The following is a 14,618-nucleotide window of genomic DNA, read 5'->3' on the forward strand; positions in this document are numbered from 1 at the left end:
CCTCAATATTCCCTACTTAAAATTTCTTTGTAAGTAACATTTTTAGTGAAAAGTTCCTCAGAATGTATTATTCTAAGTGGAACCTCTTCCTGATTTAATATCTGTGATGCTATTTTAACCATCTGAGGACCAATAAGCGGATTACATTCAACAGTACAATACAGTTCTTCCTTTTTTACTGCAAAAAGTGCTTTACGTGTACCATCAATACTCAAAACTATAATATCCTTCCCAGGAACTAATCCATATTGTTTTATAGCCTCTATAGCACCAAGTGCCATATCATCATTTTGTGCGTAAACAACATTTATTTTACTACCACTCTTGCTAAGGAAGTCTTCCATGGCTTTTTTCCCACCTTCATAGCTAAATTCTCCTGTGACTGATTCTATGACTTCACATTGTTTAAATTGTTCAATCATTTCTCTAAATCCTTTTTCTCTGTCAATAGTTGGCGTTGCATCAGAATTTCCTTTAATCTGCAAAATATTTAATTGCTTGTCTTTAAAATTGTCTAAAAGCATCTTTGCCACTATTCTGCCCTCTTCATAAAAATCAGAACAAATACTACTTACCCAAAATGAATCATCTGAATCAACCGCTCTATCACTTACAATTACAGGAATACCAGCTTCCTTTGCCTCCTTAAGCACATCTTCCCATCCTGACTTAACAAAAGGTGAGAAACAAATAACATCTACTTTTCTTTTTATTAATTCACGTATTGATCTTTTCTCATCTTCCTGTGTAGTTCCACTCTCTAAAAATATCAAATCCATGCCTGCTTCCTTAGCTGCGTTTTTAATAGACTGAGCATTTGCATCTCTCCACTTGCCTTCAAACTTTAACTCAGCATATCCTAAAACAATCTTTTTTTGATCTGTCGGCTTTTTAGATTTATTATTTAAGTATTCATCAATATTACTCTTCGTAATTCTATCACTTCTTAGCATTATCTTTTTAGGTATTCCTCTTTTTTTATTTAGAATATCTACTGCGTAATCTACTGCCTGTTTCCCTCCTGTGGGACATGTAAAAGTACCATTAAGAATTCCCTTAGAAACCAAATCTAATCCACCATTTTCTCCTGTTATACCATCTACTCCTATTATTTTAATATCCTTAATACCTAAGTCATATGCAGCTTTATACGCTCCGAAAGCCATATAATCATTATGTGCGAAAATAACATCGATATCTTTACTTTCCTTCAATATTTCTTTCACTTTATCCTCTGCTTCGTCTCTACGCCATTCACTTGTAACGGTTCTATACGTATCAATGTTACCATATTTCTTCAAAACATCTCTAAACCCTTTACTTCTTTCTATTACAGGGTTAGAATTTAACAATCCTTGAACCTCTACAATTTTCCCTTTCTTACCTTCTAGTAAATCTAGTGCTAATTTTCCTGCTTGCTTTCCTATAGATTCATTATCCGGCCCAATATACAATGTATAATCAGAACCTTTTGCAGCTCTATCTAATACAATAACGGGTATTGACTTATAAACCTCACTTACTTCAGGTGTTAGCTTATCCGAATCATTCATTGATACGATCAATAAATCTATGCCGCTATTTACTAAGTCATCAATATCTCTTTTCTGCTTATCAGTATCTCCTCCTGCATCTCTATATACAATCTTTATGTTTTTATATTTCTTTTCTTCAATTTGTATTTCTTCGTTCATTAGGATTCTCCAAGGCTCTGTTAGATTTGCCTGAGACATACCAATAACAAATTGCACACCATCAGGTTTTTGCTTCACACTTATTTTTATAATAAAGGATATTGTTATAATAATTACAGCAGAAATTATTGCTAAACAAATAAATTTTTTTTTCCTATCTTGAAACAACTATTTTCTACCTCCTCATTAATGTAACAAATCAATACTTGTAAACTATAAGTAATTACTTAAATTTTCTCTGTATTCTGTTGGTGAAAACCCCATTACTTTCTTAAAAGCTTTGCAAAAATAATGTTGATTACTATATCCAACTAATTCCGCTACCTGGTAAATCTTCACGGTTGGATCTCCCATGATAATCATAGCTCTATTAATCCTTACGCTTGTAAGGTAGTCACTAAATGACACTCCTATCTGCTGTTTTAATAACTTACTTAAATAAGATGGGCTTACACTAAATTTTTCTGAAACGTCTTCTAACTTTAATTCATTCAGAAAGTAATTTGAATCAATATATTTCTGCGCTAAAAGTACGATAGGCTTGTATTGAATTTTATTTTTTATCTCTTTAATAATGAGTTTATATACCTCAGCTATTTTTTCTATACCTCCAAGTACCTTTTTCTGCTCCACTATCACTGTATAACTAAGGAAAACATATATTCTTTCTTCTATTATATTACCTAAATTTAACCACTCTAAGTCATTATCTACATTTGTAATTATTACAATATTATCCTCTTCATCAATGTAAATTAGTTTTGTTTCATACTGATTTAAAACCTCATAAGCTATATCTTTTATATGCATATTAAGACTTTTTTTATCCAAGCCTTTCACTGATACACCTGGTCCCAGTTTTTCAACCAACCTTATTACAGTTAGTCCAATATTCTTATGAAAAGTAATATTAAAAAAGCTAAGCTCACTTGACAATTGTCCATATGTCATCTTATCATTTAACCACTTTTCCAAAAACTTTTGTTTTAAAGCATCTAAATTATCACCTAACTGCTTGCTAGTCCAATTTAAATAATTATTTTGCTCTCTCCGTTTATTTAAATCTTCTACTGCTTTTAAGATTACTTCTTCTAAGCTTTCGTTATCTACTGGTTTTAAAATATAATCAAAAACTTTAAGTTTAAGAGCTCTTTGTGCATAAGCAAACTCATTGTACCCACTAATTATAATTATTATAGGATTGTTCTGAGCAGAGCTTATTTTCTCTATAAAATCTAGACCATTTAAGAAAGGCATACAAATATCCGTTAAAATAATGTCCGGTTTTTCTTTCTGAGCTATATTTAGTGCTATCTCTCCATCTTCTGCTTCCCCTACAATTTCAATATTCATGCTATTCCAATCAAATAAATTGATTAATCCTCTTCTAATCTTAGGTTCATCATCAGCAATAAGTATTTTCCACATACAACTCAGCTCCTTATACAGCATAATAATTCATGTAAACTTCATCCATTGATATATATGAAAATTTAATATAAAAAGAACTGATATGTACCACATGATACACATCAGTTCTTTTATTTTCTACAGTGCCATTCCCTTTTGAATAGCAGCTACATTCATATCAACAAATTTTTCCTTTACGCTTTCACTTACAGCCTTAACCCAATCTACATTTTCAACTCCTAATGCCTTTAGAAGCCCACCTAACATAACTATATTTTGAGCCTTAATATTTCCAAGTGCTAAGGCCTCTCCAGCTGCATTAATAACAGTTACATTTTTAAATGATTCCTTTATCTTATCTATTACATTCTCTGGATATTTTTCTTTTCCTGAAAGTACAGTTGCTGATGGAATTGCGTAATCATTGACAACTATCTTTCCATCTGGCTTTAAGTATTCTATCCATCTTAAAGCTTCTATTCTTTCAAAAGCTACAATTAAGTCTGCTTGACCTTTCCCTATTATTGGGGAGTAAACCTTTTTACCATATCTAACCTGCGTAGTAACGCTTCCACCTCTTTGAGCCATTCCATGAACTTCAGACATTTTAACGTCATATCCTGCATCTATCAATCCACTTGAAAGTATTTTTGAAGCTAATATAATACCTTGTCCTCCAACTCCTACTAAAAGAACATTTTTAACATCGCTCATTACTACTCACCTACCCTTTCTATTGCATCGAATGGACATATTTGTGCACATACTGAACATCCAACACAAGACGTTTGATCTATGCTTGAGTATGTCTTCATAGATATAGCTGGACATCCACACTTAGTACACATCTTACACTTTTTACACTTATTTTCATTTACAGCATAAGTTTTAGGACTTAAATCAAACTGCTTTTTATCTTCTTCACTAAACTTTTTAAGCACACATGGCCATTTAGTTATAATAACTGAAGGCTCTATAGATTTTAATGCTTCACTTACAGCCTCATCTGTTTCTTTTAAATTTAATGGATTCACAACTTTTAGGTTTTTAACTCCAATAGCCTTACAAATACTTTCTATGTCTATTACTTCAGCCTTTTCTCCCATTAATGTATAACCAGTTCCTGGATTCTCTTGGTGGCCTGTCATTCCTGTTATTCTATTATCTAGTATTACTGTAACTGAGTTTCCTTTGTTATAAACTACATCTATTAAGCTTGCAAGTCCTGAGTGGAAGAAGGTTGAGTCTCCAAGTACGCTTACTACCTTCTTGTCCTCTCCCTTTATATTGAAAACCTTTTGTGCTCCATGTCCAGCACTTACAGACGCTCCCATACAAATACAAGTATCCATTGCATTTAATGGCTCTGCAGCTCCTAATGTATAGCAGCCAATATCTCCTGTAATCATTATGTTTTTCTTCTTTGATAGTGTATAGAATAATCCTCTATGTGGGCATCCAGCACATAATGTAGGCGGTCTTGAAATAACCTCATCTTTTAAAGCTTCAACAGAACTTGCTACCTCTGTTTTTGCTTCATCACAGCCTAAAAGTGAATTTGAAACTATATCTGGATTCAGCTCTCCCATGTTGGATATCTTATCTTTCCCTATACAAGCTATTCCCCTTGCTTTAATTTGGTCTTCTATATATGGTTCAAGTTCCTCAATTACATATAAAGTTTCTACTTCTTTTGCAAAAGCTTCTATCTTAGCAAATGGAAGTGGGTGAGTATATCCAAGCTTTAAGTAAGAAACAGTATCTCCAAATACTTCTTTAGCATATTGATAAGATATACCAGAAGTTATAACACCTATTTTCTTGTCATTCCACTCGATTCTATTTAGATGCGTACTGTTACTATATTCCTCTAGTGCCTTTAATCTTTCTTCAACAACTACATGAAGTTTTTTAGCATGAGCTGGAGTCGCAATAAATTTCTGTACATTCTTTATATATGGCTTTATTTCAAAGTTCTCTCTTTCTCCAAGTTCTACAATGCTCTTTGAATGGCATACTCTGGTAGAAACTCTAAAAAGTACTGGTGTATCAAACTTTTCTGATATTTCTAGGGCCTCTTTTACGAAATCCTTAGCTTCTTGGCTATCGCTTGGCTCTACCATAGCTATTTTACCAAACTTAGCAAAAAATCTATTATCCTGTTCATTTTGTGAAGAGTGCATTCCTGGATCATCTGCTGATACTAATATGAATCCTCCATTTACCCCTTCATATGCATAAGTCATAAGTGGATCTGCTGCAACGTTTACACCAACATGCTTCATAGCAGATAACGCCCTTCCTCCTGCAATAGACGCTCCTATTGCTACTTCTATTGCCACCTTTTCATTTGGAGCCCATTCAGAGTATATCTCTTTATATTCTGATATATTCTCTAATATTTCTGTTGATGGTGTTCCTGGATAAGCTGCTGCTACAGTTCCTCCTGCCTCGTAAAATCCTCTAGCAATAGCCTCATTACCTGTCATAAGCTTTTTCATTTATATTCCTCCTTCATTCTTGAGCAGTATTTTATGTTTACATTTAAATTCATACTTTTTATTACTTTATAGACAAATCAATTTCATTTTAGACTTATACAGAAGAATTACAAATATATCCCGGAGTGTAAGTCTAACCTTGAATCTGCTTATCTATACAGATAACCAAATAAGAAAGTTGACTTATTCGGAGAGACATAATACCAATTTGAGGATAGATTTAAATATTTTTTATTAGTCTTAGCGAAGGATTTATGAAAGACTTAGAATCTTAGATTGTCTGAGCGTCAGCGAGTTATCGAAGATTCTTAGTTTTTCGTAAATCCTGAGCTTTAGACTTCTTAAAAGTATTTGACCTACTGAAAATTGGTATTATGTCTCAGAGGATAAGTCGACTTTCGTCATTGCTTATCTATATGCTTTTGCAGCTACATCTTTCAATTTAGTTTTTTGTGGTTTCTTTTTTGCAAATGCTAATATTAATCCTAGTGCCATAGACAACGCTGCTGCAACTAATACTCTATATTCAGGTGGCACTAAAAAGGTTATTGTATGTGCTGGTATCCAAAATATTGGAATTGTTTTCAATATAACAAAAGAAACAAAGCCGTCCCATTGAACCTTTCTAACTACATCGATAGCGGTTATTTTCTTATTACTTCCTTCATATTTTAAATCTAAATATGTGTCAGTAATTCTGTGGAATGCCATCATAGTTGGAGCAAACGTCATGTTCATTATTGAACTAACGAAAAATGCAAAAGCAAACTTTGAGCCTTTACCTGGAAGCATCCCTTTAGCTATAGCAGCATTTACACCTGAACCAAAAATATCAAATACCAGAACAATGACCATTCCTAAGAATCCCCAAATCAACACTCTATAGAAAACTCCTTTTGGAATATTCCATTCTCCTGATACAATTCTTATAGCTAAGAGTTCTCCCATTGTTGCTAGTATTCCAAATTTAACAAACCCGCCTAAGTAGGGATGCCCCGTTGTAAATTGCATAAATGCAGCGTGCGTTACTGGCACAACCAATATTGCTATTAGCATCAGTAAAACTAAAGTCCACATAATATCTCCTTTTTTCACTGACAACCCTCCTTATAAACAGAATTCTTGACTTCAGATGGAGTTTTAACTCCACCTGATGCTTGGAAATCTTGTATCCTATTTCATCTCACTTAATACTTCATCTAGTCTTTTTATAAATTTTTCAGTTTGTCCGATTGTTCCTGTACTTACTCTAAGCCAGTTATCCCAGCCCCATAGGTATCCTGGTCTGATTATTATTCCCTTCTTAAGTAAAGCATTGAATACTATTCTTGAATCTTCATTCACATTAACAAAAACAAAGTTAGCATTTGATCTTATATATTCAAAATTATTATCTTCGAAATACTTCTCCATCATATCTAATGATTCATAATTTAATTTGACAGTCTTGTCTATATGCTCTTGATCCTCTAAAGCTGCAACAGCTGCTACTTGCGCAAGTCTATTTACACTGAAGGTTAACTTTATTTTATTAATTGCAGCTGAAATTTCTTTTGAAGTTAGTAGATATCCTACTCTAACTGCTGCTATTCCCGATACTTTAGAGAAGGTTCTTAGAATAATAGTGTTAGGTCTGTTTCTTAATATTTCTAAGCTTTCTGGATAATCTGGATTCTTTATAGCATAATCATAGTAGGCTTCGTCTAAGACTATAACAATATCTTGAGGTGCATTTTTTATTAAATAATCAATATCCTCTTTTGGCATTATGTTTCCTGTTGGGTTATTAGGATTACATACAAATATCATTTTTGTATTATCATTTATCCTTTGAATAAAGGCTTCAAAGTCATGTTTATAATTTTTTAGAGGAATCTTTACTGCCACACCACCCATAAAGCACACTTCAGTCGAATATTTATCAAAGCTTGGGTCAGCCATTATTGCTTCGTCTCCAGGGTTTATAAATACTTCTGCAATCATTTTCAAAAGTTCTTCCCCACCATTACCTACAACTATATTTTCAGTAGATAAGTTGTACTTTTTCGCTAATTTCTCTTTTAAAACAGTTACATTAGCTTCAGGATACAGATGTATATTTTCTACTTCCTTTCTAATGGCTTCCATTGCTTTTGGTGATGGCCCTATTGGATTTTCATTAGAAGCTAGTTTTTCAATTTCCTCTATCCCAAGTTCTCTCTTCAATTCCTCAATTGGTTTACCAGGAACATATGGTTTAACTGTAGCAACTTCATTTTTAAACAATGCTTTTTGCATAAAATTTCCCCCTTTTATTAAACAGTTAACAACTCATAAACAAGATTAATCCCTATTTGAAAATTTAACTCTATCCTAAATTGTATTCATGCGGCTGTTCTTCACCTTTAATAACTCTAAGAGCTCCAAAAGCAAGAGCCTCCAATTCATTTTCTCCTGGTACAATTTCTACAGGAGCTATAAATTTAACTCGTTTCTTTATCCACTCTGTCATTATTTTTGAGTAAGCGATTCCTCCTGTAATTATAACTGCATCCACTTCTCCTTCTACTACAGTTGCAAGTTCACCTATACTTTTTCCTACTTGGTATGCCATAGCTTCATATACTAGTCTTGCATTTTCATCTCCGTTTTCTATTCTTTTTTCCACTTCTAGGGCACTATTTGTTCCTAAGTACGATACTAGTCCCCCTTGTCCCCTAAGTTTCTTCTTTATTGTATTTTTCTCCTCTATGTAACACATCTCCATTAGTGCTCTACAAGGAACTCTTCCTGATCTTTCAGGTGAGAATGGTCCTTCATCATCTGAAACAATATCTACCATCTTCCCTTTCTTATGAACACTTATAGATATTCCTCCGCCTAAGTGAGCAATTACAAAATTACACTCCTCATAAGCTTTATGTAGTTTTCCTGCAACTTTTATAGCAACAGCTCTCATATTTAGTGCATGCGAGAAACTTTCTCTTTTTATATCAGCTATACCTGATATTCTTGCTATATCTTCTAATTCATCTACAGCCACGGAGTCATATATAAAAGCTGGTATATTTAATGGGCTTGCTATTGCATTTGCAATTATTCCCCCTAAATTAGAGGCATGCTCCGACAACGGCCTATTAGCTAATCTTTCTATCATTGCTTCATTTACTCTATAAGCCCCTGATTTTACTGGTGGTAGCATTCCCCCTCTTCCCACAACTGCTGATAACTCTTTGACATCAAAATTCATTTCTTGTAAAAAATCCATTATAGCCTTATGTCTCATTTCATATTGGTCAGTAATATTTTTGTATTTTGCTATTTCTTCATTGGAATGTTCAATATTTTTCTTAAACAATTCCTTAGCTTCTTCATATACAGCAATCTTAGTAGAAGTGGAACCAGGATTAATGGCTAGTACTTTATGCATCACTCATCCCCCAATACATTTCATTTTTTTGAAAATTATATTCAATTTTATTTTTAGCAAATTTTGTGCCAAGAACAAAATTTTACCTGTATCTCTTTACTACCTTACTCTATTATCTAATAAAATTATATCTTCAAATTTACTAATTATAGAGCAATGGCCCTTTATATCTCTCTTAATTAAGTCTCTTTAAAGTAAAATTTCAATAAATCCCCCCAACTTATCTCCTGTTTAAATCATATAAGTATGATTTTGTAGGTTAAATGGTACTAATGCTATGTACCATTTAACCCATTTATCCGATGACTACCCGCTCTAATACTCCCTCTTCTCAAAGAGGGAGTAAAGAGCGGCTACGTCCCTGGATTGGTTCAACTAAGAATCAGGTGTGGTTAAAACCCCATCTGATTCAAGTTTCACTTTATTAATTTTACTTCTGTTTATATTTTCATAGAATTAGTGGTATACTAAATAATAATTATTATAAATTGAGGATATAAATATGAATTACATAGTATTTGATTTAGAATTCAACCAAGGTTATGATTTTAAAAAAGAAGACAAAAGCGTATCTAATCCTAAATGCCCTTTTGAAATAATTCAGATTGGTGCGATAAAGCTTGATGAAAATTTAAAATTCATCTCAACTTTTGATAGATTAGTAAAACCTGAAATATATACAGAAATTAATCCTTTTGTAAAGCAAATTACTGGTATAACAATAGAATCCCTAATCACAAAAGACTCCTTTAAAATTGTATTTGATGAATTCATACAGTTTATCAGTGGAGATAAGAGTATTCTATGTGTATGGGGAGCGGCAGATATTAAAGAGTTATTTAGAAATGTAAGCTATCATTCTTTAGATACCTCTTTAATACCTAAAGAATATATTAATGTTCAACGTTATGCATCGAAATATCTTAATTATCTTAAGGGTACTAACGTTGGACTAAGTGTTGCAGTGGAATTATTTGGTGTTCCTATAAAAAATGAATTTCATAATGCACTTAATGATGCTTATTACACAGCAGAAGTTTTCAATAGAATTTTTAATAGAAAAATTAAAACTGAAATATATAATTTTGAAAAAGAAAATAATAGAAATAGGCAGAGTAATAATAAGAAGCAAATCGATATCGATAAGCTATTTAAGCAATTTGAAAAGATGTATAATAGGGAAATGACTGAGGAAGAAAAGTCAATAATTAAACTTGCTTATATGATGGGAAAAACGAATCAATTTCAAAATACTAAAGAGGATACTTAATTTTATTAAATATCCTCTTTAATATTTTTATTTTGACTTAATATCTATGTTCACTATAACTCTCTTCTAAATATTTAATTATTTTAATACCAAGTTCTGTAATAACAGTTCCCCCTCTCCCTGGAAAAACCTTTACAATAGAAAGTTTTTCAAGATTAAGTAATATAGCTCTTATCTCCTGCTCACTTAAAAATATATCCTTCTCTAGTGCTATTTTATTTAGTGTTCTTCTACCAATTCTACTTTTATTAACATAACACTTTCTTAATTCTTCCAAAATAAATATGTATTTTTCTACTTTGTCCTTAGCCATTTGCAAAAGGTCATCTAAAGTTTTCTTTTCGTGCATAGTTAACATCTTACCATAAAAATCTTCCGAATCATGTGTATCTTCCTCATCATCAAAAGGTATATCTGATACATCTACTTCTTTTAGACCTAAGTTAGCAAAATACTCAACATAGTTTTTAAGTTCCCTAATATTTCCTTTCCAACTATGCTTTACCAATGCATCTCTAGCAGCAGTTGTTAATTCAAAATCGCAATCAAATTTTTCTTTTAGCCTATCAATTAATAACAATACATCTTCCTTGCGGACTCTTAGTGGTGGTAATTTTAACGGTAGTACCTTTAATCTATAGTATAAGTCTTCTCTAAATTCACCATTCTTAACCATTTCCTTTAAGTTTCTATTAGTTGCAACAATTACCCTTATGTCTACTTTAATTATTCTATCTCCACCTACTCTCATAACTTCTCTCTCTTGAAGTACCCTCAAAAATCTCATTTGTAGATTTAAAGGCATTTCTCCAATTTCATCAAGAAATAGGGTTCCATTATGAGCCAGTTCAAAAAGCCCTACTTTGCCACCTTTTCTCGCCCCTGTAAAAGCTCCCTCTTCATATCCAAATAATTCACTTTCTAGTAAACTCTCTGGCAGTGCACCACAATTCACTGCTACAAATTGATATTTTTTTCTTTTAGAGTTATTGTGTATCGCCTGCGCAAATAGTTCTTTTCCAGTTCCACTCTCACCAGTTATTAGAATAGAAGAATCCGACTTTGCCATTCTTTTTGCAATATCCTTACATTTATTTATTTCTTCACTTTCTCCTAATATATCTGAAAAACTATATCTAGCTATATGCCCCTTACCAATAAGTTGCTCCCTTAGTTTATGCTGTTTTCTTTCTATATCACTAAACTTTTTTACAATAGCAACTGCACCGTATAACTTGCTAGAATGAATTATGGGATCAACTGATACTACTACATCATAGCCATTTACCTTTATTAATTTTTCTTTTACTGGTTCCAAGTTCTTAAGAACATGTTGAAAAGGAATGTATGGAAGAATATGCTGACTCTGTTTACCTATAATTTCGTATTTTTTATACCCTAGAATGTTTTCTGACCCCTCGCTATATGTAGAAATCTTTCCTTCCCCATTGACGCCTATTATACCATCATCTAAAACCTGCAGTAAAATATCCAATTCACTTTCAAATCGATTTGTCTGTCCAATTATTTTAGATAATCCAAAATTTGTAGTTACAATCTCCTTGTAACTTTTTCTAATATTCTGTCTTTGAAGAATATTAATTAGGCCAAGTTTTGCTCCGATATCCATTATAGTACTTATATCCAGAAGACTATTTCCAATACCTATAATTTCACTAGATAGATTACTTTCGTACCTTACCTCTTCTAAAACTATTAAACTTCTTCCTTTTATATGAACATAAGAATCTGTAGAGGCTGGTGTTAACTCTACATGCCTTGCTCCAAGTTGGTATATTACAGAAACCATTTGAGCAGCCATTTCTTCGCTTTTATCTAATAAGACAGCTTCTGTACCTTCCTGGATACTCATTATTTTTTCTAATCCCTCTTTAGAAATTGTTCTATTTACAATAATTATCTCACACTTTTTTTCTATGTAAGGTTTAAGCATTTTAAATGCATTATAGGATGGAATTAATACTAAATCTGCTTTTATTCCCTTCTTAATGTCTCCATCACCTATGCAAAACTTGTCCACTAAAATATTATCTGAAAATAAACTAGTAATTTGTTTCTGATAGGCATCTATAGTTGATTGGCTATAACTTATAATAGCTAATCTCTTCCTCATTTATTTCACCTTCTTTAAAAGCATAACTATAAGAGAATTATATCACATATTTCATTATAATAATTACTACCATATATGTATTCTCACTCCATATTAAAGTAAAAAATTATTTAATAAATCCTTATAATATTTATCCGATGACTACCCGCTCTAATACTTCCTGTTTTTTAAACAGTACGTTTCGAGCGGTTACGTCCCTGGATTAGTTCAACTAAGAATCAGGTGGGGTTAAAACCCCGTCTGATTCAAGTTTCACTTTATCTGTGAGTTTACTAACAAATTAAATTAAAATAAAAAGCAAGGATTTTTCTATGATAAAAATCACTTGCTAGATTTAACCTCAGATAGTAAATCCTTTGGTATGCTATTCTTCACATACTTAGAAATACATTTTGGTATTTCTATTTTACTTTTTAAAATTACATAGGTGATTTTAGACCTTACTTTCTACTAAACAGCGTGAGGTTGTCAAATTTCTCTTTATTTTCTTGAACAACTTCTATAAACATTTCTGCAATATTCGGATCAAATTGAGTACCTATGCATTTTCTAATCTCTACTATAGCATCATCATAGCTTTTTCTAGGGCTATATGGTCTATTAGAAGTCATTGCATCAAAACTATCTACTACAGTTAATACTCTTGAAAGATATGGAATCTCCTTACCTTGTAATTGCGATGGATATCCTTTTCCATCATATCTCTCATGATGATATAAAATCAGTGGAATTACTTGTTTTAATGATTCTACAGGTTTTATAAGATCAACTCCATTAACCGGATGTTGCTTCAATATCTCCCATTCTTCATTAGTTAAGCGCATTTTCTTATTAAGTATTTCTTTAGAAATATTTATTTTTCCTATATCATGTAAATATGCTCCATATTTTAATATTTTCTTTTGTTCAAGGTTAAGATTTAATTTATTTGCTAACAGTTTAGCAAACATTACAACTCTTTCAACATGCCCATAGGTATATCTATCCTTTGTATTTATCACACTGATTAATGTTTTTATCGAAGTAATTAAATCTATATGTTCTTCTTCAATGTCCTTTTTTAATTCTTCTAAGATAGAATAATAAGTTTCTACTCTGTTTTTATTAAAAAATTTAGCCCTATATAATGCATCATCAGCACTATTTATCAACTCTATTTCATTTTTCGCTTTACTCGGAAAAGTAGATATACCTAATGATATGGTAATTCTTCCATTTGGTTGATTTTCTTCTCCTTCAAACTTCCACTTTTCTACCTCTGATCTAAGTCTCTCGGCTACATGAATTGAATCACTTTCCTCAGTGTTTGGTAATATAACTACAAATTCTTCTCCGCCATATCTAGCAACTACATCTCCGTTTCTTGTATTACTCTTTAATATGTAGGCTATTTTTCTTAAGATTTCATCACCTTTCTGATGCCCATTAAGATCATTATAATGTTTAAAATAATCAATATCAGTTAATATTAACGAAACAGGAGATTTTAACTCTTCAGCCTCATTAACTGCTCTTTTTAAGGCATCCTGAAAAAATCTATGATTATAAACCTGTGTTAATCCATCAATGTTTGCTAAATTAGCTAAGTTCTCAGTATACTCATTTTCTATCTTAACGTAGTATCCTAACAGCCAAGATGTTAGAACGAAAACCCCACATAAAATAAGATCATTTTCGAAATAACGATTAATAACTTGGTCTCTTGCATAAATCAGATCTATCGTTAATACTATTATCGATGATATAGAGGCTACTATAATTCCATGTCTTATTTTTGATTGAATGGTTGATGTTATTATAATAAACAAAAACAATAATTTGTATTGACTTTCGTGAGCTCCAGACAAAACAACTAAAACTGTAAATATTAAAATAAATATAAAATCCTCAATTACTTGTACAACTCTCATGTTCTTTAGCTTAGCTCTTTGCATTGAGAAAGTTATCCACATAACATAAATTAATACCAATACACACACTGACATTCCTATTGGAAATACATTAAAAAACTCATCATTCTGATTTTTATAGAACTTCTTATTACTAAAAAAGAAATTAAAAACTATAATCCCACAAAACAATAGCGAAGCTAATTTTACAACTGATATAATCTCATATACTCTTCTTTGTCTGCTACTTATTATTTCATTCATATTTAAACACCTTTTATATGTTTCTCATAAGTAAATATAAAGGTCGA

The 14,618-nt window shown here is 31.8% G+C and carries 10 protein-coding genes; 1 reads left to right on the top strand and 9 read right to left on the bottom strand.

Annotation, left to right across the window (positions count from 1 at the left end):
• Positions 1–2: 2 nt before the first annotated feature.
• The 7 genes from AC0N0V_RS14775 to buk form a co-directional block, all read right to left on the bottom strand.
• A complete protein-coding gene (locus tag AC0N0V_RS14775; protein WP_474458804.1) occupies positions 3–1,862 on the bottom strand; it encodes a substrate-binding domain-containing protein in 1,860 nt (619 codons plus the stop codon).
• A gap of 45 nt (positions 1,863–1,907) precedes the next feature.
• The gene (locus tag AC0N0V_RS14780) at positions 1,908–3,122 is read right to left on the bottom strand and encodes a response regulator transcription factor (RefSeq protein WP_474458805.1); all 1,215 of its coding nucleotides are present in this window, start codon (positions 3,120–3,122) and stop codon (positions 1,908–1,910) included.
• A gap of 120 nt (positions 3,123–3,242) precedes the next feature.
• A complete protein-coding gene (locus AC0N0V_RS14785; protein ID WP_474458806.1) occupies positions 3,243–3,818 on the bottom strand; it encodes an indolepyruvate oxidoreductase subunit beta in 576 nt (191 codons plus the stop codon).
• Between the two features lie 2 nt (positions 3,819–3,820).
• Positions 3,821–5,605, bottom strand: coding sequence for an indolepyruvate ferredoxin oxidoreductase subunit alpha (iorA, locus tag AC0N0V_RS14790; RefSeq protein ID WP_474458807.1), 1,785 nt, complete (start codon positions 5,603–5,605; stop codon positions 3,821–3,823).
• Positions 5,606–6,013: 408 nt separating this feature from the next.
• On the bottom strand, positions 6,014–6,700 hold the full coding sequence (locus tag AC0N0V_RS14795) for a hypothetical protein (protein WP_474458808.1): 687 nt from the start codon (positions 6,698–6,700) through the stop codon (positions 6,014–6,016).
• 78 nt (positions 6,701–6,778) lie between these two features.
• Positions 6,779–7,882 (bottom strand): histidinol-phosphate transaminase, encoded by a 1,104-nt coding sequence (gene hisC / locus AC0N0V_RS14800; RefSeq protein ID WP_474458809.1) that lies wholly within the window; start codon positions 7,880–7,882, stop codon positions 6,779–6,781.
• Between the two features lie 70 nt (positions 7,883–7,952).
• Positions 7,953–9,014, bottom strand: coding sequence for a butyrate kinase (gene buk, locus AC0N0V_RS14805; RefSeq protein ID WP_474458810.1), 1,062 nt, complete (start codon positions 9,012–9,014; stop codon positions 7,953–7,955).
• A 502-nt stretch (positions 9,015–9,516) separates the two neighbouring features.
• On the opposite strand from buk, the gene AC0N0V_RS14810 reads away from it, so the two are divergent.
• A complete protein-coding gene (locus AC0N0V_RS14810) occupies positions 9,517–10,284 on the top strand; it encodes a 3'-5' exonuclease (RefSeq protein WP_474458811.1) in 768 nt (255 codons plus the stop codon).
• A 37-nt stretch (positions 10,285–10,321) separates the two neighbouring features.
• Here AC0N0V_RS14810 and AC0N0V_RS14815 read toward each other — a convergent pair whose 3' ends face one another.
• Both AC0N0V_RS14815 and AC0N0V_RS14820 read right to left on the bottom strand, forming a co-directional pair.
• A complete protein-coding gene (locus AC0N0V_RS14815) occupies positions 10,322–12,418 on the bottom strand; it encodes a sigma-54 interaction domain-containing protein (RefSeq protein WP_474458812.1) in 2,097 nt (698 codons plus the stop codon).
• Between the two features lie 440 nt (positions 12,419–12,858).
• Positions 12,859–14,571 carry a bifunctional diguanylate cyclase/phosphohydrolase gene (locus AC0N0V_RS14820; RefSeq protein ID WP_474458813.1) on the bottom strand — a complete coding sequence of 571 codons (1,713 nt, stop codon included), beginning with the start codon at positions 14,569–14,571 and terminating at the stop codon, positions 12,859–12,861.
• Between the last annotated feature and the right edge of the window lie 47 nt (positions 14,572–14,618).

This window comes from Clostridium sp. CS1-1, assembly GCF_056135525.1.